The sequence below is a fragment of the Pseudomonas sp. P1.31 genome (genome assembly GCF_001269815.1).
GTDB classification, from domain to species: domain Bacteria; phylum Pseudomonadota; class Gammaproteobacteria; order Pseudomonadales; family Pseudomonadaceae; genus Aquipseudomonas; species Aquipseudomonas rustica.
On record NZ_LHVN01000032.1, the window covers coordinates 426,713 to 447,919 of the forward strand.

Annotated in this window: 21 protein-coding genes and 2 pseudogenes; 16 read left to right on the forward strand and 7 right to left on the reverse strand. The window is 53.8% G+C overall.

Annotated elements, in window-relative coordinates:
• Positions 1-452: 452 nt before the first annotated feature.
• A pseudogene (locus AD669_RS28840) lies at positions 453-566 on the forward strand (DUF1206 domain-containing protein); the annotation flags it as partial.
• Here the strand turns inward: AD669_RS28840 and AD669_RS20690 are convergent.
• On the reverse strand, positions 515-1,336 hold the full coding sequence (locus AD669_RS20690; protein WP_053123143.1) for an alpha/beta fold hydrolase: 822 nt from the start codon (positions 1,334-1,336) through the stop codon (positions 515-517). The pseudogene AD669_RS28840 and the gene AD669_RS20690 overlap by 52 nt on opposite strands.
• A 426-nt stretch (positions 1,337-1,762) precedes the next feature.
• Between AD669_RS20690 and AD669_RS20695 the strand changes: the two genes are divergently transcribed.
• The 7 genes from AD669_RS20695 (at position 1,763) to AD669_RS20725 (ending at position 8,228) form a co-directional block, all read left to right on the forward strand.
• The gene (locus AD669_RS20695; RefSeq protein WP_256218899.1) at positions 1,763-3,793 is read left to right on the forward strand and encodes an alkyl/aryl-sulfatase; all 2,031 of its coding nucleotides are present in this window, start codon (positions 1,763-1,765) and stop codon (positions 3,791-3,793) included.
• A gap of 86 nt (positions 3,794-3,879) precedes the next feature.
• Entirely contained in the window at positions 3,880-4,551 is a 672-nt protein-coding gene (locus AD669_RS20700; RefSeq protein ID WP_053123147.1) for a DUF3313 domain-containing protein, read from the forward strand.
• Positions 4,552-4,703: 152 nt separating this feature from the next.
• Positions 4,704-5,999: an OmpP1/FadL family transporter gene (locus AD669_RS20705; protein ID WP_156316177.1), complete on the forward strand. Its 1,296-nt coding sequence runs from the start codon at positions 4,704-4,706 to the stop codon at positions 5,997-5,999.
• Between the two features lie 50 nt (positions 6,000-6,049).
• Entirely contained in the window at positions 6,050-6,568 is a 519-nt protein-coding gene (locus AD669_RS20710; RefSeq protein WP_053123151.1) for a hypothetical protein, read from the forward strand.
• Positions 6,569-6,735: 167 nt separating this feature from the next.
• Positions 6,736-7,506, forward strand: a complete 771-nt coding sequence (locus AD669_RS20715) for a transporter (RefSeq protein WP_256218903.1) — start codon at positions 6,736-6,738, stop codon at positions 7,504-7,506.
• A gap of 129 nt (positions 7,507-7,635) precedes the next feature.
• On the forward strand, positions 7,636-7,854 hold the full coding sequence (locus tag AD669_RS20720; protein WP_053123318.1) for a hypothetical protein: 219 nt from the start codon (positions 7,636-7,638) through the stop codon (positions 7,852-7,854).
• A 119-nt stretch (positions 7,855-7,973) separates the two neighbouring features.
• Positions 7,974-8,228 carry a hypothetical protein gene (locus tag AD669_RS20725; RefSeq protein ID WP_053123154.1) on the forward strand — a complete coding sequence of 85 codons (255 nt, stop codon included), beginning with the start codon at positions 7,974-7,976 and terminating at the stop codon, positions 8,226-8,228.
• 195 nt (positions 8,229-8,423) lie between these two features.
• On the opposite strand, the gene AD669_RS20730 is transcribed toward AD669_RS20725, so the two are convergent.
• A complete protein-coding gene (locus AD669_RS20730; protein WP_042559149.1) occupies positions 8,424-8,663 on the reverse strand; it encodes a hypothetical protein in 240 nt (79 codons plus the stop codon).
• A 184-nt stretch (positions 8,664-8,847) separates the two neighbouring features.
• Between AD669_RS20730 and AD669_RS20735 the strand changes: the two genes are divergently transcribed.
• From AD669_RS20735 to AD669_RS20745, 3 genes are all read left to right on the forward strand, one after another.
• A complete protein-coding gene (locus AD669_RS20735; RefSeq protein WP_053123156.1) occupies positions 8,848-9,345 on the forward strand; it encodes a hypothetical protein in 498 nt (165 codons plus the stop codon).
• A 55-nt stretch (positions 9,346-9,400) separates the two neighbouring features.
• Positions 9,401-9,721: a hypothetical protein gene (locus AD669_RS20740; protein ID WP_053123158.1), complete on the forward strand. Its 321-nt coding sequence runs from the start codon at positions 9,401-9,403 to the stop codon at positions 9,719-9,721.
• Between the two features lie 527 nt (positions 9,722-10,248).
• On the forward strand, positions 10,249-10,923 hold the full coding sequence (locus AD669_RS20745; RefSeq protein WP_053123160.1) for an HAD family hydrolase: 675 nt from the start codon (positions 10,249-10,251) through the stop codon (positions 10,921-10,923).
• A gap of 72 nt (positions 10,924-10,995) precedes the next feature.
• On the opposite strand, the gene AD669_RS20750 is transcribed toward AD669_RS20745, so the two are convergent.
• On the reverse strand, positions 10,996-11,913 hold the full coding sequence (locus tag AD669_RS20750; protein ID WP_053123320.1) for a LysR substrate-binding domain-containing protein: 918 nt from the start codon (positions 11,911-11,913) through the stop codon (positions 10,996-10,998).
• Positions 11,914-12,108: 195 nt separating this feature from the next.
• Between AD669_RS20750 and AD669_RS20755 the strand changes: the two genes are divergently transcribed.
• From AD669_RS20755 to AD669_RS20775, 5 genes are all read left to right on the forward strand, one after another.
• The gene (locus AD669_RS20755; protein WP_053123162.1) at positions 12,109-12,858 is read left to right on the forward strand and encodes an SDR family NAD(P)-dependent oxidoreductase; all 750 of its coding nucleotides are present in this window, start codon (positions 12,109-12,111) and stop codon (positions 12,856-12,858) included.
• Positions 12,859-12,957: 99 nt separating this feature from the next.
• On the forward strand, positions 12,958-14,256 hold the full coding sequence (locus tag AD669_RS20760) for an MFS transporter (RefSeq protein WP_053123164.1): 1,299 nt from the start codon (positions 12,958-12,960) through the stop codon (positions 14,254-14,256).
• 17 nt (positions 14,257-14,273) lie between these two features.
• Positions 14,274-15,122 carry a transketolase gene (locus AD669_RS20765; RefSeq protein ID WP_053123166.1) on the forward strand — a complete coding sequence of 283 codons (849 nt, stop codon included), beginning with the start codon at positions 14,274-14,276 and terminating at the stop codon, positions 15,120-15,122.
• Positions 15,119-16,141 (forward strand): transketolase family protein, encoded by a 1,023-nt coding sequence (locus AD669_RS20770; protein WP_053123168.1) that lies wholly within the window; start codon positions 15,119-15,121, stop codon positions 16,139-16,141. Before AD669_RS20765 ends, AD669_RS20770 begins: the two co-directional genes overlap by 4 nt.
• 77 nt (positions 16,142-16,218) lie before the next feature.
• Positions 16,219-17,163, forward strand: a complete 945-nt coding sequence (locus AD669_RS20775) for an alpha/beta hydrolase (RefSeq protein WP_156316180.1) — start codon at positions 16,219-16,221, stop codon at positions 17,161-17,163.
• A 54-nt stretch (positions 17,164-17,217) separates the two neighbouring features.
• On the opposite strand, the pseudogene AD669_RS28660 reads toward AD669_RS20775, so the two are convergent.
• The 4 genes and pseudogenes from AD669_RS28660 to AD669_RS20790 all read right to left on the reverse strand — a co-directional run.
• Positions 17,218-17,339: pseudogene (locus tag AD669_RS28660) on the reverse strand (transcriptional regulator); the annotation flags it as partial.
• Positions 17,340-17,410: 71 nt separating this feature from the next.
• Positions 17,411-18,796 (reverse strand): GntP family permease, encoded by a 1,386-nt coding sequence (locus tag AD669_RS20780; protein WP_053123171.1) that lies wholly within the window; start codon positions 18,794-18,796, stop codon positions 17,411-17,413.
• Between the two features lie 137 nt (positions 18,797-18,933).
• On the reverse strand, positions 18,934-19,779 hold the full coding sequence (locus AD669_RS20785; protein WP_053123173.1) for an amidohydrolase: 846 nt from the start codon (positions 19,777-19,779) through the stop codon (positions 18,934-18,936).
• A gap of 28 nt (positions 19,780-19,807) precedes the next feature.
• Complete coding sequence (locus AD669_RS20790) at positions 19,808-21,097, reverse strand: MFS transporter (RefSeq protein ID WP_053123175.1); 1,290 nt, start codon at positions 21,095-21,097, stop codon at positions 19,808-19,810.
• Positions 21,098-21,207: the final 110 nt, after the last annotated feature.

The following is a 21,207-nucleotide window of genomic DNA, read 5'->3' on the forward strand; positions in this document are numbered from 1 at the left end:
TACTGAGCCGAGCCGTAGGCTCGAAGGAGCGATGGCAGGACAGCATTAGATCGTGCTCGACCCCGTCTTGTGAACTAGACCAGCCCCCCATTGCTCCATTTCCAATCAGCTATTTTAACAAAGCTGTCTTCTACTTGCCGCGAACCGGTATTTTCCGCTATGCATTTAGAGACAGCAGATTTTGGCACTAGGGAATCGGCCTCAGTCGCAGCGCTCCCCGCGCTAATTTTTGAGCGCAAAACAGACATCCGTTAATGACCCTAAACTGGGTCACTAAGTGGCAAAAGCTAGGTTAGTGTCCCTTTTAAGGGACATTAAGTGAGGTCGTGTCTAGCGGCTGAAGTAATCCTGCCCCTGACCTTCGGGGATCATATGTTGCAGCATACCCAGAGGAAAAGAACCCTACTCAGCGAGGTGGGTCTGCGCTTGAATCACTCTTGGAAATGGATCCCATGCCCGCGCAACGCAGCGTTGTAATACTCGCTCGGGGAGGGTACGCCGCCCGAGGAGTGCTTTATTTGATCGTCGGTATTTTCGATTTGCTGGCAGTGCAAGATTCGACTAAGTCATCGTGCCGCTGGCAGAGAAATTCTCGTATCAGTTCGGCAGTTCGCTTTGCGCTTGTGACCACGAAAAAATGCCCCTCGCCCTCAAGAATGTGTAGTTCGGCACGGCGAATTGTGCGTCGCAGGATATGGGCGTTGTACGCCTGTATCAATGGATCGCGGTCGCCGGTAAGAACCAGCGTGCGTTGAGGCAGCCGGGACAACCGAAGCAGGCTTGTCCAACCGATCAAGGCTGCGAGCTGGAAATAGTAGGTACGCGGATTAACAGAGAGCATGCCTTTCATCACACCGAGCCGCAGCAGCGTGTGAATTGAATTGCGGGAGCTATCTTGCTTGCGCACTTTGGCGTTTTTACTCTTGCGGAAAAAATCCATAACGTCAGCGGGATTCATCAACAGCACTGGGCCTGGAGAGGTCGCCGCGAGGATCAGCCTGCGTACCATGTTCGGGTAACGAAGAGCGAATTCTTGGGCCAGTGCACCTCCCCAACTCACCCCGAACACATCCACTTGGTCGATTCCCAATTGCTGGAGCATCTCTGCAATCACGTCGGCATGGCTTGGCAGGCGAATGGGCCAACGGGGCATTTGCGACTTGCCGACCCCTGGCACGTCCAGCGTGATGGTCGTGAAGTCTTCCAGTTCATAGCGCAACGGATCGAAGGTACGAATCAAGCCACCTAAACCATTGAGCAAAAGCAGCGGCGAGCCTTGCCCGCAGATAGAAACATTCAACTGCAAGCCCTTCGCTATTAGCCTGTGCGTTGTCATGCTTTCTCCTTGCTGCACGCAATGGGGAGGCAGTAGTGGGGAGAGTTAGGGGGAAGTTCCGAAGAAAACCGCAGCCGCTGATTTATCGGCCATGGGCTTCTCCCTTAAGAATCAAGCAGGATGGACGCTGATATTGCCCCAATTACAACAGGCTTTTGAGTCTTGTTCTCATCATTATCTTTAACTCGCGATCTAGCTAAATACTCTCCCCTAAAAGGGAGGAAAAAACGAAAAAAACCTCTGGCTTGCAAACACCACAGCCTCGTGACAAATGGTCGATCTGTTCTCATTTTTTCCTCGGTATGCGACTGTAACGTGAGGAAATGAAAGAATTTCTCGACAAATTTCCAGTGCCTACTACTTTTATTTGTGCCTGCGCTTATCACTTTAGGTTTAGCGCATTCCGACTAACAAGGAGCACGGACGATGAAGTTGGCGAAGAATTCAATAGCTCAGATTCATTCCCATGGGGTTGCACGACCTCTCAGAGGCGTAGGGCTAATGTGCTCGTTCGTAGCGGCATTTGCCTTGGCATCCCAAGCATTTGCAGCGGAAGCTGAGAAGCCGAAACCGGCAACACAATTCACCAAAACGGCCAATGAGGCGCTGCTCAAAGAGCTGCCGTTCAATGACAAAACCTCATTCGAACTGGCGCACAAGGGCTTCATCGCGCCGCTGCCTACCGGCGTGATCAAAGGTCAGTCGGGCAATGTGATCTGGGATCCGGCTAAATACAACTTCATCAAAGAAGGCGAAAAAGCGCCGGATACCACGAACCCGAGCCTATGGCGTCAGTCCCAACTGATCAATATCTCCGGGCTCTTCGAAGTAACCGATGGCATCTACCAGGTTCGCAACTACGACCTGTCGAACATGACCATCGTTGAAGGCAAAGACGGCATTACCGTTTTCGATCCGCTGATTTCTACCGAAACCGCCAAGGCCGCGCTGGATCTTTACTACCAACACCGCCCGAAAAAACCTGTGGTGGCAGTGATCTACACCCACAGTCACGTTGACCACTACGGCGGTGTGCGTGGTGTAGTAAACGAAGAGGACGTGAAGGCTGGCAAGGTGAAGATTTATGCTCCGCTTGGGTTTGTAGAGCATGCAGTATCCGAGAACGTAATGGCCGGTACGGCAATGAGTCGTCGCGCCAGCTACATGTACGGTAACTTGCTGCCACCTACTCCAACCGGTCAACTGGGCGCCGGTTTGGGCACCACAACGTCGGCAGGTACGGTGTCACTGATTCCTCCTACCGACATCATTAAGGAGACTGGCGAAACTCGCGTCATTGATGGCTTGACGTATCAGTTCCTCTATGCGCCGGGCAGTGAAGCTCCAGCCGAGATGCTTTATTACATCAAGGAAAAGAAAGCACTCAACACTGCAGAAGATTCCACCCATACCCTTCACAACACGTACTCGCTGCGTGGCGCGAAGATCCGCGAGCCTCTGCCATGGTCGAAATACCTGAACGAGGCACTTAAGCTGTGGGGCGACGACGTTCAAGTGATGTATGCCATGCACCACTGGCCAGTGTGGGGCAACAAGGAAGTCCGCGAGCAACTGTCTTCCCAGCGCGACATGTACCGCTACATCAATGATGAAACCCTGCGCATGATCAACAAGGGTTACACCATGGTCGAGATCGCGGAGCAGTTCAAACTACCGAAGGAAATCGCCAACAAGTTCTCCAACCGTGGGTACTACGGTTCGGTGAACCATAACGTCAAAGCGACCTACGTTTTGTACATGGGCTGGTTCACTGGTAACCCAGCAACCTTGAACGAATTGCCACCGGTGGAAGGTGCCAAACATTATGTCGAGATGATGGGTGGCGAAGATGCCGTTCTGAAGAAAGCGAAAGAATATTTCGATAAGGGCGAATTCCGCTGGGTCGCGGAAGTAGTTAATCATGTGGTGTTTGCAAACCCAAGCAACCAAGCGGCTAAAAATATGCAAGCCGACGCACTGGAACAACTGGGTTACCAAGCGGAAAGTGGGCCATGGCGTAACTTCTATCTCACCGGTGCCAAAGAGCTGCGCGAAGGTGTGATGAAACTGCCAACACCTGATACCGCCAGTCCTGACACCGTGCGAGCCATGGATCTTGATTTGTTCTTTGACTTCCTGGCAATGCGCTTGGATGGGTCAAAAGCCGATGGCAAACGTCTATCGCTCAACTTCGACTTCACTGACCTGAAACAGAAATACTCGGTGGAAATGGAGAATGGTGTGCTCAATCACACTGAAGGCGTTGAAGCCAAGGACGCCGATGCAAAAATCACTCTCACTCGAGACACTCTTAACAAGATCGTTTTGAAGGAGACTACTTTGAAAGATGCAATAGCCTCCGGTGATATCAAAGTTGACGGTGCGCAAGGCAAACTGGAGGAACTGGTGTCCTACATGGACAACTTCGAATTCTGGTTCAACATTGTGACGCCTTAAAAAGTAGCCATGAAGTTTGAAATGTCGGCAGCGTGAGAATGCTGCCGACATCATGCAAGATGAATAGAATCGTATGGAGCATTCATATGCAAATCAAATCATTGTCCGCATCCTTGGTTTTATTGACGGTGGCTCTCTCCGGATGCGCCGATAAATACGTCGATCCCACTCAGTATTCTGGATTTTTAAAGGACTACAGTATTTTGAAAGAAGACAAGTCGCCTTCGGGAGCGGCTGTTATGCGCTGGATTGATCCGAAAGTGGATGTAAAGCAATACACCAGCGTCTATATCGAACCGAGCCAGCTCTATCCTAAACCTCAACCTACGGCGAAATTGCCGCTGAAAACATTGCAAGGCATCACCCAATACTACGATCAAACCCTTAAAAATGCATTTTCGCGGGAGCTAACTTTAGCCTCCGCACCTGGCCCAGGTGTACTTGTGGTGCGACCAGCTATCACAGCTGTGAGCGCAGAAACCAAAGGCCTTCGTCCTTACGAGGTGATCCCAATCGCCTTGGTCGCAGCAGGCGTCAGTGCCGCGACCGGTATCCGAGACCAAGATACGAGCCTAGCGACCGAAGCTGCATTTCTCGACGGTAGTGATAGCAGAGTGGTCGCAGAAGTAGTGCGTAAGGGCGCGGGTGCGGATCTGGATAACTCCGCCCAAGTCATGCAGGCGAATGACTTTAAAGCCGTGCTAGATGTGTGGGCTCAGGATATTGCCAAATCCTTCCACTTACTCAAAAACAAGTAATGGAAATCCGGTCGTCAGATTGTTCTGTCGAACTTAAGCGTACCAATGCGCTATCTACAACGCAGACACGATGCTGACGACCGTATTTTCCACCGATCTTCAATAGTAAGAAGCGAATTTCGTCTGGGCATGACCCCTCGCAGAGGATGCGTATGTTTCGAAACAATCACTCCGGCAGGTTTGGCTTTTCTACATTGGCCTTAGGCTTGAGCTTGATCGCAGGGGACGCTTGTGCAGGCGGTATCCTGGTTTATGAGGCGGGGCAGGAAGGTAATGGTCTGGCTAATGCAGGATCCGCAGCGCTCGCAACCGATCCCAGCGTGCTCATGAGCAATCCGGCGGGTATTACCCAGTTGTCAGGCACCCAGATCAGTGCAAATGCGCAGGTCATTCTGGGGGATTTGGGTTTCTCTCGCGACAGTCGCAATCAGTTCGACGGCAATGAAGGCGGCAACGCCTTGCAATACCTTCCAGGCGCCAGTTTTTTTATCAGCCATCAAATCGATGACCGCTCCGCCATTGGCTTCGGCATGTATGGCAACTTTGGGCTAGCACTTGATTATGACGATGATTGGGCTGGTCGCTACTTCAACCAAGAAGCAGCGATCATCGGCATTTCATTTCAACCAACGCTCGCACACAAATTCACAGATGACCTCTCCATTGGTATCGGCCCCCGCATCATGTACGGCTATTACCGGAACGAGACAGCTATCAACAACAACCTTCTTGGGTTGCGCGATAGCCCTGATGGTCAGCTTGAGTACAAGGATACCGACGTCGGAGTAGGGGTTAACTTCGGTTTACTCTACAGGCTGAGCGAGCGCACCCAGATTGGTCTCGCCTATACCAGCAAAATCGACTTGGAGTTCAAAGATAAGCCCGACGTGCGCAAAGTCGATAACCCGATCATCAGCGCAGCGTTGCGCCGCTTGGATGTTGACTCTCTGGAATTGGACATGTCGGTTCCGCAGACGGTTGTGGTCAGTGTCGCGCACGATCTCGATCCGCAGTGGAAGCTGTTGGGCAGTCTCGGTTGGCAGGACTGGAGCGAATTCGGCAACATCGGGGTTGAAGTTGACGCCAACGCTGCCGACGTAAGCCGTTCGGCTGACCGGAAGTATAAGGATACTTGGCACGCTTCTGTTGGTGCCCAATATCAGGCGACCTCAAAGCTACGCTGGAGCATGGGTGTGGGTTACGACACTTCGGCGGTCGACGATAAAGATCGCACCGTTGACAACCCTATGGGGGAAGCTTGGCGTCTGGCCACAGGTATTAACTACCAAGTCGATGAAGGGCTGGACATACACGCGGCCTATACATTGGTTTGGCTGGGAGATATGGAGGTCGAGCAAACGAAGTCGCGCTCGGGCGAAAGTCTTTCGGGAACCTACCGTAATTCGGCCTTGCACATCATTGGTGGTGGAGCGACCTGGCGCTTCTGAGACGATACTTCAATTCTCTGATGCGTCTGCGGCACTATTGGAGGTTTAATATGAAAGCTGTCATGCAAACTATAAAGCACGAAGTAATGAAGGCGATACCGCCAACCATTTTCTTCTTCGTAATACTGCATATTGTAGCCGCCATCCGTGCACTTATGATGAAGGGTACGGGCGTTTCGCTTCCAGTTTCAGGTTCGATCTTGCTCGCCTCGTTGGTGCTCGGAAAGTCCGTCCTAGTCGCTGATATGCTTCCCTTCATTAATCGCTTTCCTGAAAAGCCACTGATCTGGAATGTCAGTTGGAAGACAGTCATGTACGCCTTGGTCGCGTTGGTTGTTCACTATCTGGAACGACTCTACGAATACTGGAAAGAGGCACCATCCTTCATGGATGCTAACTCTGCGTTGTGGACGTCCATGAACTGGCCTCAATTCTGGGCGGTGCAGATTTTGCTCATTACCCTAATATTTGTGTATTGCGTCATGTCGGAGTTGGCACGTGCATTAGGGCATGGCCGTTTGAAAAGAATGTTTTTGGGCCCTCTACCTACACCAATTTCTGAACCGTAGAACGTAGAAGAAATTGAGTATTGCAAAAGGCTCCATAGGCGCCTTCCAAACAATGTCATCAACACCTTAAGCCGTCTCCACATCACGCGTTTTTCGCCGCTTCCAGGTGCTCAGCAATGAAAATCAAATCTCAATTGAAGTACACGTGCCCCGCTTTGATCGCTTCGATGTGCTTTATGCCTATCGCCGCAGCGGAAGATTCTGCAGAGTTGGCCAAAAAAGCACTCAATCCCGTAGCGGCCATGTACAGCCTGCCAGTGCAGTACAACTGGGATCAAAAAATGGGGCCCACAGGTGAGGGTATGCATAGCGTCACAAATATCCAACCTGTGCTGCCTTTCACACTCAACGACGACTGGAACCTCATTTCTCGCACCATCTTACCGGTCATCGATCAACATGGTCTGGCGCCTGACGGTGCAGCGGACAAGTCCGGCGTTGGTGATATCACGCAGAGCTTTTTCTTCTCACCTAAACAACCTACCGAGAGTGGCTGGATACTCGGTGCTGGGCCCGCGATCCTGATTCCCACGGGCAGCGATGAATTACTCGGTAGCGAACAGTGGGGACTGGGCCCGACTGCTGTCGCGTTGAAACAGGAAAACGGCTGGACTCACGGCATACTCGCTAATCACATCTGGGGCCTAGACGGCAGCCCTCCGGACGATAAGGACAAAGTCAATCAGACCTTCCTGCAGCCTTTCCTTTCCTACACCACAAGCACATTGACCACGTGGGGCGTGAACACCGAATCTACCTACAATTGGCAATCGCGCGAATGGTCGGTGCCGATCAACCTGACCGTTACTCAGTTGTTGAAGATTGGGGGGCAGCCGTTAACAGTGCAGGCCGGGCCCCGTTACTGGATCGATAGTCCGGAGGACGGGCCGCAGGGTTGGGGGTTTCGTTTTGCCGTTACGATGTTGTTTCCACGCTAAAAAAACTGAGAGCCCGGTCTCCATTGTTAGCTGATATCACGTTAATTAGGGAATCAATTGAACGGGTGTGTAGTTCATGCTCGCAACCGATGGACAGAGTCAATGAATCAATTATTACGGACGATAACGATGCGAGCTAACTCTGAAGCAAACGTTAATACAGCAGACGCGCTCACACTGCTGCTCCACAACCAGCATGCAATATGCGCAGCCATTGAAGAGGTTACGAAGTGGCTATCTGAACATGGAGCTGGAGACGCTGCAGCAAACGCAAATGCAGCGATGGAAACGCTCGACAAAAATGCTCAGGGAATTACTGACGCAATCCTCCGTCTACGCCAATCGTAAAGTTCGACCTCGTTCTGTCTGCAATTCATGATCAAGCCGTGGTGGCTTCCGAGGATCTTGTGCCGCATTTCCAATGCACGCACCGCGCTTGAGTTAACGGTTCTACATAAGGAAGCGCCATGTCAACCCTCAGGACGATTGCCATTCTAGGAGTAGCATTCGTCATCTCAACCGCAGCGTACTCAGCTCATTTTGTGAGGCAGCAGATCGAATATCTGCATCACAAGCTTTCTGCTTCGACAGAAAATCAGAGCTTCGCGACCCAGTGGCCCCTTGTAGAAGTAGCTCTCCCCAAACTGGAAGACCAGCTGCCGAGCTCGCTACAGGAGGCCACTCCCGTATCCTTGAATAGTCTTGATTCTGAAAAACGCTGAAACACCCGTCACGATAATTTCACATTTGCAGGTGTACGGTTGTGACAGCTCCTTTAGTGATTCCCGGCCCGTCCCCCATCGCGGGTCTTTTTTTGCGCCAAATATGTAATCAACTGTCCAGTTCTGCATGCACTCCATCCGAGTTTGCCCTCCCTGGCCAACTCAATTGAGGATTGTGCAAGGGGTGTCCGAGGATTAACGCGGATCCTGCTGATTATCCATCACCGCATTATCCGTCTCCTCCCGCACACGCTCAGGGTCGAGCCCGACGTCGTCATCATCAAGCGGGCGCTCACCTTCGTTATCCGGAAGTTCGTCAACTCCTTCCTCTTTCATTGGATCAACTTCGGTGCGGCCTGGGCTCAATGGATCAGGCGATGTCGGCATAGGGTCATCCTCACCCATCCCACCTTGCAGCTTTGGATCGCTATTCATACACACCTCTCAGTACCCTCAATGGTGGGGGCATGTAGCTTGGAGAGGGTTTGTATTTCGAGTGTTCGATTTATTGGCTTACCGACCGTCACCTCCCCGCCACTCAGCCTTTCAGTCATCTCGATGGAACGTTGCGCCACACCCCATCCTCTATCGCAACACCAGCGAATCTGAGGGCTTCATCATGATTAACCCAGCAACCGGTATGAAGGCAGGCGAGCGTTACATCGTAGAAAGTCTCGAACGCACACGACATTTCCCAGGCTTCTTCCTCGACGGGAAATATTACCTTGGCCCCGAATTGATGACGGCGATTGGTTGGCTGGAAGGACAGCAGTTTTATTACGATGAGCTTGATCCCACGGGTGAGCCAGTATTCCCCAATCGACTCGCCGGCACTGTAGAAGACCTAACCCTCATTCTTGCAGACGGTGCGCGTTTACCTTTGAACGAAATGCCCTACGAAGCAGAGATCGATCCCTCTGACATTTCGATCAGTCGTAATCCATCGTCATCGGGACATCGCCCTACTTCAACAAGCGTTCAACAAGGAGTTGAGGGCGTCTGGATGTCGGGTAAACATCCCTATCCCATACTCCTGGCGGGGGGAGCAGCGCTATTACTGGGAATACTCTTTGGGGTCAAACAAGCTAAACGCCTTCCTATCCGAAAGCTGAGGTAGTCGTCCTTCGTGAATTCCCTGGTACAGCGCCCTTGGAAAAATCAGAGGTGAGAAAATGCATCCTGTGACCCCTGACGGTCGTTACTTCGTTGTCCAAGGGCAGTTGTGGCGCTGTTCAAACCCGTCATTGGAAGAGGGCGTGCGCCAGCGTCTTGTCGATGCACTCATGGCAGCTCGACGCGAGGTGAAGAAAGCGAAAGATTCGGAGGACGAATCGCAGCTAAAGCGCGCTTGGGAGAAGGTACAAGTGGCCAAAGTAGCGCTTGGTGAGCGGGGCGCTGTTTGGTGGGCTGATGGCAGTCCTGATTTCAATAGATTCCGGGTCACTAACTCCCCTTATGCTGAATGGTTCAGCTTGCTTCGTGAGTCTGATTAACCTTTGGCTCAAGGTAAATTTCCAATAAACACTGCCGGCAGATAAAAAAAGACCTTCAAGGGCCCTTTTTCTACTTGAACCAAATCTGTTCGCGCTAAAAACCTCGTCGAAAAAGCGGAAGCAAGGCAAAGCAAACCGCACTGCCATTCATGCTCTACGGCTGCAGCGTTTCGAAATTTGCGAAAGACGGAACGACTCAGACCATGTGCTTTCGAAAAATTGAACGCTTCAAATTTCGAGCGTCGAGGAGAAATCTCATGACTGAAAAAAAACTCCGTTTCATCCAAAAACAGCAAAGCACTGAAAGATTCTGCTCTCGTCTCAGACGTGTCAGAAACAGGCTTAACAGATGACGAACGAGTTGTTAGGGAAGATGAGTTTCTTGGCGACGAACCACGTGTGGAACCCGGCCCAGCCGACTTGGAAAGACTCAAGGATTAACGTCAGCTCCCTTGGTGTTCGATGCGACCCATATTTCCAATACGCGACATCTACTACCTGAAATTTGCTTTACGGAGGTGTCACGTATGCGCCAGCAAACCTCATTCATATTTGATCTTGATGGCACGTTGACTGATAGCGTTTACCAGAATGTTTTCGCGTGGAAAACCGCGCTCGACTCAGAAGACATACCGTTGGCCATGTGGCGAATTCACAGAAAAATCGGTATGAGCGGCGGGCTGATGCTCAAGATGTTAGCCCGTGAGACCGGCCTGGAAATCAAACCAGACCAAGCTAAAAGACTCAGCGATAAACATGCTGAAGCCTACAAGGGTCTGCAAGACCAGATAACCGCTCTCCCTGGCGCTGTAGAGCTTCTCGATACGCTAAACCGCGATCAGCTCAAGTGGTGTATTGCGACCAGCGGTGGCATGGACACTGCGGCGATCAATCTGAAGGCATTGGGCGTGGATATCGCGGAGGTCAATCTCATCACCCGTGATAACGTGAAGTATGGCAAGCCCGATCCCGACCTTTTCCTCGCCGCTGCAAGCAAACTCAATGTACCCATCGAAGATTGCCTGGTGATAGGCGACGCCATCTGGGACATGCTTGCCGCACGCCGCTGTAAGGCAACGGGTATAGGGCTGCTTTCTGGTGGTTACGACACTGGAGAGCTTGAACGTGCTGGTGCACTCCGCGTCTACGAGGATCCTCTGGGACTGCTGCGGCACTTGGATGAGGTGGCTTCCCGTCCGTGAGCCATCGGCAGGCACGCGGCTTGAGTACAGTCACGGAATCTTACTTTCTATTCTAAGATTCTTACGCGCCACTCAATACGTGAATTCATGTCCCAACTCACTTTCCATCCACTCTAAAAAGCGCCGCACACGCGGAAAGCCGGAATGCGCCTTTGGGAAGACTAAATGGTGAGCGGCCACTGGAGCGCTGAGGGATTCTGGCGCAACTTCTACTAGCGCTCCGGACGCGAGGTACTTTTGCGCGAGCAGCGTACTCTCCAACGCGAATCCAAGCCCGTGGCTAGCGGCCTCAAGTGACATATAGGATCGGTCGAAACTCAATGTGTAGGGTCTTTCCGGTCGAGCCAAACCATGTTGGGCGAACCATTGTGGCCACTTCAGCAGTGTGGCTTCAGACAGTACCAAATCACAATCGAGTAGATCCGACGCCACTCGGACAGGTCGTAGCGCCAGCAATTTCGGTGATGTCAGTACGGCGAATTTTTCATTTTGAACCGTGCGAACCTCATAGCTTGGCCAGTTGGGCATCCCATGGCGGATATCCACATCAATCTTGTCCCGGCTGAAGTGCAGTGACTCGTAAGAACATGACAAGTTGAGCTGGATATCGGGATGACTTGCACGGAACGCTTCCAATCGCGGCATCAACCAGAGCAGGCCGAAGCTGGGCGATGAGTGCAGCCGCAGACAATCGAGACTGACATCGCTGGCCGCGCGTTCGGTTGCCACTGCAAGGCTATGTAGGATCCCGGAGACTTCTTTCAGGTACTGCTCCCCCACCGGAGTGAGGGAGACACCACGGGCCGCTCGAACGAATAATTGCCTGCCAATCATCCCCTCAAGCTTGGCCAACTGGTGGCTAACAGCTGATGGCGTTAAATCCAATACTTCAGCTGCCCTGGCAACGTTTCCGAAGCGCGCCGTTTGCTCGAAGGCCTGAATTGCTCTCAGCGGTGGCAGGATGATTGGTGTATCAGCATCTGTGCGCATGGCACCCCACTGCATTTTTTGACGATTATTTGATTTGTCTTTCATTCAATCACCTGACAACTGCCTTGACGAGTGCTGAATTTTTTTCAGCATCGAGTGACATTCGCGTTATTGCTCAGACCACCCTTGGAGAACAAGCTGAGTCATCGGTTCTTGACGGATCGACCCAATAAAAACAATTTGAGGTACTCCTCCATGCTTCTCCAAGGCAAAGTCGCAATCATCACTGGTGCCGCATCTGCCCGTGGCATTGGCCGCGCTACAGCGACCACGTTTGCGCAACAAGGCGCTCACGTCGTGATCCTTGACCTGGATGAATCCGCTGCCCGTGATGCCGCTGCTTCCTTAGGCGAAGGTCATCTCGGTCTGGCGGCCAACGTTGCTGACGAGTCGCAGGTTCAGCAGGTCGTTGCCAAAATCATCGAGCATTTCGGTCGCATTGACGTCCTCGTCAACAATGCCGGCATTACTCAGCCACTCAAGACTCTGGACATACGCCCTTCAGACTACGACAAGGTGCTCGACGTCAGTCTGCGCGGTACCCTGCTGATGTCGCAGGCCGTGATTCCAGTCATGCGCCAACAATCTTCCGGAAGCATTGTGTGCATGTCTTCCGTTTCTGCTCAGCGCGGCGGCGGCATCTTCGGTGGCCCTCATTACAGTGCGGCGAAGGCTGGCGTATTGGGTCTGGGCAAAGCCATGGCACGTGAACTGGGGCCGGACAATATTCGCGTCAACTCCATCGCCCCTGGTTTGATTCACACCGACATCACTGGGGGCCTGATGCAGGATGATCGCCGCCACGCGATCATCGACGGTATTCCCCTGGGCCGACTCGGCGCCGCACAGGATGTCGCCAACGCAGCCCTCTTCTTGGCCAGCGACCTGTCCTCTTACCTCACAGGTATCACGCTGGATGTGAACGGCGGCATGCTAATTCACTGAGTACACCTGGGCGGGCCTGCGCGGCCCGTGCGGTTCTGGATCGACGACACGTCGGGCTTGATGTCCCGGCGGTCAATAAAAACAAGAGATCAGACCATCATGACAACCCTGTCGCTCGAAGCGGTTTCGTCCGTGCGTTCCAATGCCTACCGTAAAACGGCCTGGCGCCTGATGCCTTTTCTGATGCTGTGCTACCTGTGCGCCTACCTTGATCGCGTCAACGTCGGGTTTGCCAAGCTGCAGATGATGAACGATCTGGCGCTCAGCGAAACGGTCTATGGACTAGGCGCTGGCATGTTCTTCATCGGCTATTTCCTCTGTGAAGTCCCCAGCAACATCATTCTCCACAAGGTCGGTGCGAGGGTCTGGATCGCACGCATCATGATCACCTGGGGCATCGTCTCGGCGATGTTTGCCTTCGTCGAAACCGCCTGGCAGTTCTATGCCCTTCGCTTTCTGCTAGGCATTGCCGAAGCCGGTCTCGCGCCTGGCCTTTTGCTCTACCTGACCTACTGGTTTCCATCCTATCGTCGCGCACGCATGACCGTGTTGTGGTTCATCGCCATTCCTCTGTCGGGGATGGTGGGAGGCCCCCTCTCCGGCTGGATCATGAATCACTTCGCCGGCATGCATGGCTGGGCGGGCTGGCAATGGATGTTCGTTCTTGAGGCCGTGCCGACCGTTGTCGTTGGTCTTTTGGTTTTGAGCTACCTGAAGGACGGGGTGCATCAGGCCACCTGGCTCAACGACGAAGAAAAAGCCTTGATCACTCGAGAACTGGCCGAAGACGACCAACAGAAAGTCACCCATGCCTCCGTCGGCGAATTCATTCGCGACCGTCGTTTGTGGTTACTGGCTGCGATCTACTTCTGTGTGGTGATGGGACAGTACGCAATCACCTTCTGGCTGCCCACTCTGGTGCGTAATTCAGGCGTTTCCGACCCTCTGCACATCGGCTTTCTGACCAGCCTGCCCTATCTCTGTGCCATTGCCGCCATGCTGCTGGTGGGACGCAGTGGTGACAAACATCGCGAGCGCCGCTGGCATCTCATCGTGCCGATGATTGCCGGCGCAATCGGCCTAAGTTTGGCGGCACTAATGGGCGGTAATCCAACGCTGTCCATCCTCAGCCTTTGCCTCGCCGCATCCGGCATTTTGTCTGCGACGTCATTGTTCTGGATGCTGCCGACCACATTACTCGGAGGCGTTTCCGCCGCCGCCGGCATCGCAGCGGTCAACAGCTTTGCCAACCTTGCCGGGTTCTGCTCGCCCTATCTGATTGGCTGGATCACCACTATCACCGGCTCCAGTGCCATTGGCATGTACCTGATCACGGGTGTGCTGTTCGCAGGCGCCGCTCTGGTACTGCGCATCCCCGCCGCTTTGGTCAATCGTTGAGTTAATGGAGTTTCACCATGACTACTAATCCTTCACTCGCTTCATCCACGACCTTGGTTGAACGCGCGCATAACATTCGCCGCCATGCGCTGCGAATGGGTCAAGTTCAAGGCCAAGGTTATGTTGGCCAGGCCCTCGGTGCTGCCGACCTGCTGGCAGTCTCCTACTTCCATGCGATGAACCATCGGCCTGCAGATCCCGACTGGGAAGAGCGAGATCGCTTCTACCTCTCTATCGGTCACTATGCCATTGCGCTTTATGCAGCCTTGATCGAAGCTGAAATCATCCCGCTCGATGAGCTGGAAACCTACGGCTCGGATGACAGCCGCCTGCCGATGTCGGGCATGGCCGCCTACACCCCGGGCATGGAAATCACTGGTGGCTCCCTGGGTCAGGGCCTTGGCATCGCGGTCGGTGCCTGTCTGGGACTCAAGCGTAAGGGCTCGCCCTCCTTCGTTTACAACCTGCTCTCAGACGGCGAGTTGAATGAAGGCTCGACCTGGGAAGCTGTGATGTCGGCTTCGCACTGGAAACTCGACAACCTGATCGCCATCGTCGACGTCAACAACCAGCAAGCCGATGGTTACTCCAGCGAAATCCTCTCGTTCGAACCCATCGTTGATCGCTGGCAGGCGTTTGGCTGGTTCACTCAGCGCGTCGATGGCAATGACCTTGATGCGCTCGTCGCCGCTTTCGATACCGCGCGCAATCATCCAGCCGCCCAACCCCGCGTGATTATCTGCGACACAAAAATGGGCAAAGGCGTGCCGTTCCTGGAAAACCGCGAGAAAACCCACTTCATCCGCGTGGAAGAGCACGAATGGGATCTGGCACTGAGCAACCTTGAAGAAGGAAAAGACCAATGAGCAACGCCGCTAACACGCCGACTTCAACTGGCGAGCCAATCAAAAAACGCCTGACCACCTCGGCGATGATCGCTTCGATTGCCTCTGAAGGCCAAGCGACTAAGTCGGCCCCGTTCGGACACGCATTGGCTGTATTGGCGGATCAGCGCCCAGATATCGTCGGCCTTTCCGCTGACCTGTCCAAGTACACCGACCTGCACATCTTTGCCAAGGCTCACCCGGATCGCTTTTACCAAATGGGCATGGCCGAACAGTTGCTGATGAGCGCCGCTGCAGGTATGGCTCGGGAAGGTTTCGTACCGTTCGCCACTACCTATGCGGTGTTTGCATCGCGCCGTGCGTATGACTTCATTTGCATGGCCATCGCTGAGGAAAACCTTAACGTCAAGATTGTCTGCGGCTTGCCCGGATTAACCACCGGTTACGGCCCAAGCCACCAGGCCACTGATGACCTGGCGATCTTCCGCGCTATGCCAAACCTGATGATCGTCGATCCGTGCGACGCACTGGAAATCGAGCAGGCCGTGCCCGCCATTGCTGCGCATCAAGGCCCGGTCTACATGCGCTTACTGCGTGGCAATGTCCCGTTGGTGCTGGACGAGTACGGCTACAAATTCGAGATTGGCAAAGCCAAGACTCTGCGCACTGGTAACGATGTCCTGATCATCTCTACGGGGCTAATGACGATGCGTTCATTGGAAGCGGCAAAGCAGCTCCAGGCAGACGGTATCGATGTTGCAGTGCTGCACGTCCCAACCATCAAGCCGCTGGATGAGCAGACCATCCTGGCCGAGGCCCGCAAGTCCGGACGCCTGGTAGTAACCGCCGAGAACAGCTCAATTATCGGTGGACTCGGCGAGGCTGTTGCCGGCCTACTTCTGCGTAATGGAGTGACGCCTACCTTCCGGCAAATCGCTTTACCCGACGCATTCCTGGACGCTGGCGCACTACCGACTCTGCACGACCGATATGGCATCTCAACGCCAGCCGTTTGTGCGCAAATCAAAGCCTGGTTGTAGCTCCATCTTGTTGTAGTTCATCGTGAAGGGCGCTTCGATTTGAGGCGCCTCCTCACATGAAAAAAAGGGGCGGAACGTTGAAACCACATGAGCTGCTTGATCCCGCTTTCCGAAGCTTTTTGACTCCTGGCGAGGAAACGTGGACGCTGGATACGCTGCCTGCCATCAGAAAACGTGTCCATGCGACGTTCAAATCGTCAGAACTAGCGCGGTGTGAAATCTTTTGGACGACCACTCACGACGGGGAGGGTTTGCGCCTTTGCTTTCACCGGCCTGATGTCGTAGCGGAGCGCAAAGCTCTTCCTGTAATCCTTTACATCCACGGAGGCGGTTTTGTACTCGGGCAACCTGAAATGGCAGATGACTATTTGGCCGATCTGGCTGAGGAGCTGAAGGCGGTCATAGTCGCTGTAGACTACCGCCTTGCGCCCGAACATCCCTTCCCTATTCCCCTCGAAGACTGCCACACGGCTCTTGGCTGGTTATTCGAGAATCGGCACGCCCTCAATATCGACACTCGCAAATTGGTCGTAATGGGGCACAGTGCTGGTGGTGGTTTGGCAGCTGCCCTGTCTATCCTTGCTCGAGACAGAGGTGTATACCCCATCGCAGGCCAAGTCCTAATCTATCCGATGCTGGATTACCGCTCGGGCATAGAGGACTCACTTCACAAGAACAGCATCACGGGCACAATTGGCTGGCAGCCCAACGCCAACCAATTCTGCTGGAGTTGCCTTCGCGGAAACTATGAACTTGATGATGAGAGAGTAGGATTGTTTTCACCTGCGATGCAGGCAGACCTGAGGGATTTGCCACCGACTTATATATCGGTAGGTGCTCTGGATTTATTCCTGGAGGAAGACGTCACCTTTGCATTAAGACTTTCTCGGTCAGGCGTAGCCTTAGAGCATCATGTGTACCCGGGGGCTCCACACATGTTCGACCAGAATCCTGGACGCATTACTGACCAGGCAGCACTCGATATCATTAGAGCATTGCGGCGTTTCATAGCAAGCGCGTAGGTGTATTGCACACTAAAAAGAGCCCAATTGGGCCCTTTTGTATTCAAACCAAAATCACTTGGTCAGGCAGGACTCAACGGTGGTGAAACCGTACTCAGCTTTCCATTCTTTCAGTTGATTGTGGTTGCCACCTTGGTTTCGACGACTTCACCAGTGTGAGGGTTTTTATAGACCTTAAACGTAACTCTATCCCCCACCCTCGGCTAACTCGCTCGGGCAGAGTAACTACCTGCGAACAGATCCTGACTCAAATCACCGTGAGAGCTGCATTCAACATCAACACCACAATCAAACCGACCACGGCTACGATGGATTGAACCACCGAAATGGTCTTGGTGGCTTCGCCCATAGTCATGCCGAAGGATTCCTTCACCATCCAGAAGCCCGCATGGTTCGCATAGTTGAAGAACAGCGAGCCGCAGCCTATGGACAAGGCAAGCAGAGGCAGGTTGAGGCTGGGATCAGCACCTGCAAGCGGCGCCAGCAAGCCAGCAGCACCAACGATACCTACAGTGGCAGAACCGGTAGATACCGAGAGCAACATCGCGATCAACCAACCCAAGATCAGCGGAGGGAACGCAGACTGCTGGGTCAGGTGCACAATGGCATCGCCCACCTTGGCGCTGGTCAGCAGCTCCTGAAAGGCACCACCGCCGGCGATGATCATGATGATTGAGGCGATTGGCTTGAGGCTCTTGCCCAGAGAATCGCGCAACTGCCCCGCATCGCCGCCCCGCGCGAGTACCAGACTTGCCCCTGCGAACAGCACGCCCAGGAGCATGGCTATCAGGGGATTTCCCAAGAAACTAGCCAATTTCAGGAACGCATTGCCCTTGGGTAATACCATCTCAGCGACGGCATGAATCAGCATCAGGATTGCCGGTAGCAAGGCTGCCAGCACGCCTAGCCATACGCTAGCGCTTGGTTGATCGTCGGCTTTTTCAGCCAGGGTAAACTGATCCAGCAAAACCTGATCGGGCCGAGTGCTCATGCGCGGCGAAATGAATGCACCATAAAGCGGGCCGCCTAAAATCATTGCAGGAATAGCCGCAATGAAGCCATAGAGCATTGTGGGCCCAACCGAGGTTTTGAGCGCGGCGATGGCCGTCAAGGGGCCAGGGTGCGGCGGTACCATCCCGTGCATGGCTGCAAGTGCCGCAATCACCGGAACACCCACATACACATACGCTGAACCTTTGAAGCGTGCCTGGCTTTCCAGCTTTCGCGCCACGCTGAATATCAGCGGCAGCATGATCACTAAGCCCACCTCGAAAAACATGGGAATGCCAATTACAAATGCAACCATCATCATGGCCCAAGGAATCATCCGATCCGATGTTCGCTTGAGGATGACCTCGGCGACCTGCTCTGTGACGCCTGCGTCAGCAAGAATTTTGCCTAGCATCGCTCCAAGCGCAATTACGACCCCCACTGCCCCCAGTGTCTTCCCGGCGCCGGTCATCAAGTGGGAGACGATGTTTTCCGGCTCCATACTGGTTGCAAAGCCAACGCCAACGGAAACGACTAACAAGGCCAGGAGCGGGTGCATTTTGAGACGCGACACGATGAGCGCCACCAGCACCAGAACGCTCACCAATGCGGTCAGTAAGAGGTCTATATCTAAGGGAGTCATGAAAGGATCTCGGTTGGGCTGGCGCTCAAACTGCACTCATATTTGAAAGAGAAGTTTGAAACCGTAATGCCGGTCGGCGCACGCGATAACGTTAAATGGGTGAGATAAATGGTCATCTGCAAATGCAGGCGTAAATTTCAGCTTTCGCCTGTTGCAAAACCGAATAACCTTCTAGGGGCTTGCACCAGCAATGAATAGCTAACCTGCGTCGAACACTCCAGAGCTTGCAACTGATCGACTACGGTGCTGAAACCAATGCTTTGCTCATGCTGCGTATGCGGCCAGTCGCTGCCCCACACCAACTGGCGAAGGCCGAAACTTTGTTCCAGCAGCGGTAATGCCATTCGAGCGAAATGGATGTTCTGTTGCGGCGTACCTCCTAAACGATAGATTCCCGATACCTTGATCCAGATCGAACCTTTCGATCCCAACTCCAGTAACTCGCAAAACCCGGGCTGATCGACGCCCGAATTGGCATCTGGCCGACCAAAGTGGTCAATCACCAACTTCAAACCATACGGCGTCAATTGATGGATCAGTCCCGGCAGATCCTTTACCTCCCGATGCAACTCGACATGCCAGTCCAGATCAGCAATGTGGCTGAAAAACGCTTTCCAGGCACTTTGACGAAAATCAGGTAATGCCTTACCCATCAGGTTCAAGCGAACGCCAACCACGCCCAGGTGATTCATGTCATTCAACATGGCGCGACTGATGCCTGGTTCCAGCACGACCACGCCTCGCAACTGACCCGGCGCTTGCCTCAACGCCGCCAGCAAGTAGCTATTGTCGGTGCCGAGAAAGCTCGGTTGCACCAGTACGCCATGACTCAGACCATGAGCGTGCAGGTGCGTCAGATACTGCTCAAGCGTGGCGTCGTAATCAGGGGTATAGCGCCGTGCACCGACCAGATTTAGATCACGGCTAAACACATGAGCATGGGAGTCGATGCCAGTGATCGGCGTAGAACAGGTGTCAGTCATAGCGTTCATCTATAGAAGGTAAAGGGCATCAGGCCCGCGCACTTTCGTTGCCGTTGATCGTTGCTGGCATCGATGCACTCGAAGCTTCGAGACCGCGTCCACGGGTTTCCGGCAGACAAAGTGCCGCGATCACCGCCACGCCGTAGGCAATCCCTGCGTCGATGCCAATCGCCGAACCCAAGGACATGGAGTCGCTCATGTGACCGACCAGGAACGGGAATACTGCAGAGAGCACCCGGCCAAAGTTGTAGCAGAAACCGACACCGGCACCGCGTACATCCGCCGGGTACAGCTCGTTGAACAGTGCGCCAAGGCTCGCGGGAATACCGGCCGCGAAAAAACCTAGCGGGAACCCCAGGAACAGCATCTGGGTATTGGTCAGCGGCAGGAACACGTAACACTGCACCGTGACGACACAGCACAGCGCGAACAGCACGATGTTTTTGCGACGACCAATACGGTCGATCAAAAAGCCGCTGACCACGCACCCACACCAGAACGCGAAGATGATCACCGCCAGGTAGCCGCCCGAGTTCAGTACGGACAGATTGCGCTCAGTCTTGAGGAACGTCGGTAGCCAGGTCATCACCGCGTGGTAACCGCCATGCGCACCCAAGCCCAACAGACCGCCAAACAGCGTCACGCGGATCAACTCGGGACGGAAGATGCCGGCCAAGGATTTGAAAAAACTTTGCGGGATGGCGTTTTCTTTTTGCAGACGCTGAAAGCTGTCGGGCTCCTCGACATTGCGACGTACCCAGATGATGAGGAACGACGGTAGCAATCCGACCAGGAACATCACCCGCCAAGCCATGTCCTGCGGCACTAAAGAATAAATCAGTGTGAACACTCCGACGGCCAGCCCCCAACCCACGGCCCAGGCACTTTGTACGGTGCCCATCACTTTGCCGCGATACTGCGGATTGATGGTTTCGGCCATCAATACTGCACCTGCTGCCCACTCGCCGCCGATGCCGAAACCCTGGAGCGCCTTGACGATCAAGAGCTGGTTGAAGCCGCTCACAAACGCGGAGAGAAAAGTAAAAAAGGAGAACCACAAAATCATCCACTGCAGCGTACGCACTCGGCCGTAGCGGTCGGATAACGTCCCCCCTACCCAGCCACCGATGGCTGAAGTGACCAGAGTCACTCCGCTGATCAGCCCCGCGTCTCCCTTGGTAAGGGCAAACGCGGCGATCAAAGCCGGAATCGCCAAGCCAAACATTTGTACTTCCAGCGCGTCGAGCGACCATCCGCCGAAGCAGGCCCAAAACGTTTTGCGCTCCCGAGGAGTGACTTGGCGATACCAGCTAAACATGATTCTTATCCTTATAAGTGGAACGTGAGGCAGCCGAGAGCGAACCGCACCGCTACGGGGCCAGTCATGAAAAACAAGACGCTGAAACCAGCGGCGAGCGCCTCACCGCT

Bases quoted from the DNA above. Each gene is read 5' to 3' on its own strand.
- AD669_RS20780 (WP_053123171.1), bottom strand. From the start codon at position 18,796: ATGACTCCCTTAGATATAGACCTCTTACTGACCGCATTGGTGAGCGTT.
- AD669_RS20765 (WP_053123166.1), top strand. From the start codon at position 14,274: ATGACTACTAATCCTTCACTCGCTTCATCCACGACCTTGGTTGAACGC.
- AD669_RS20760 (WP_053123164.1), top strand. From the start codon at position 12,958: ATGACAACCCTGTCGCTCGAAGCGGTTTCGTCCGTGCGTTCCAATGCC.
- AD669_RS20700 (WP_053123147.1), top strand. From the start codon at position 3,880: ATGCAAATCAAATCATTGTCCGCATCCTTGGTTTTATTGACGGTGGCT.
- AD669_RS20740 (WP_053123158.1), top strand. From the start codon at position 9,401: ATGCATCCTGTGACCCCTGACGGTCGTTACTTCGTTGTCCAAGGGCAG.
- AD669_RS20720 (WP_053123318.1), top strand. From the start codon at position 7,636: ATGCGAGCTAACTCTGAAGCAAACGTTAATACAGCAGACGCGCTCACA.
- AD669_RS20745 (WP_053123160.1), top strand. From the start codon at position 10,249: ATGCGCCAGCAAACCTCATTCATATTTGATCTTGATGGCACGTTGACT.
- AD669_RS20715 (WP_256218903.1), top strand. From the start codon at position 6,736: ATGTGCTTTATGCCTATCGCCGCAGCGGAAGATTCTGCAGAGTTGGCC.
- AD669_RS20785 (WP_053123173.1), bottom strand. From the start codon at position 19,779: ATGACTGACACCTGTTCTACGCCGATCACTGGCATCGACTCCCATGCT.
- AD669_RS20695 (WP_256218899.1), top strand. From the start codon at position 1,763: ATGAAGTTGGCGAAGAATTCAATAGCTCAGATTCATTCCCATGGGGTT.
- AD669_RS20735 (WP_053123156.1), top strand. From the start codon at position 8,848: ATGATTAACCCAGCAACCGGTATGAAGGCAGGCGAGCGTTACATCGTA.
- AD669_RS20755 (WP_053123162.1), top strand. From the start codon at position 12,109: ATGCTTCTCCAAGGCAAAGTCGCAATCATCACTGGTGCCGCATCTGCC.
- AD669_RS20690 (WP_053123143.1), bottom strand. From the start codon at position 1,336: ATGACAACGCACAGGCTAATAGCGAAGGGCTTGCAGTTGAATGTTTCT.
- AD669_RS20770 (WP_053123168.1), top strand. From the start codon at position 15,119: ATGAGCAACGCCGCTAACACGCCGACTTCAACTGGCGAGCCAATCAAA.
- AD669_RS20750 (WP_053123320.1), bottom strand. From the start codon at position 11,913: ATGCGCACAGATGCTGATACACCAATCATCCTGCCACCGCTGAGAGCA.
- AD669_RS20705 (WP_156316177.1), top strand. From the start codon at position 4,704: ATGTTTCGAAACAATCACTCCGGCAGGTTTGGCTTTTCTACATTGGCC.
- AD669_RS20725 (WP_053123154.1), top strand. From the start codon at position 7,974: ATGTCAACCCTCAGGACGATTGCCATTCTAGGAGTAGCATTCGTCATC.
- AD669_RS20790 (WP_053123175.1), bottom strand. From the start codon at position 21,097: ATGTTTAGCTGGTATCGCCAAGTCACTCCTCGGGAGCGCAAAACGTTT.
- AD669_RS20710 (WP_053123151.1), top strand. From the start codon at position 6,050: ATGAAAGCTGTCATGCAAACTATAAAGCACGAAGTAATGAAGGCGATA.
- AD669_RS20730 (WP_042559149.1), bottom strand. From the start codon at position 8,663: ATGAATAGCGATCCAAAGCTGCAAGGTGGGATGGGTGAGGATGACCCT.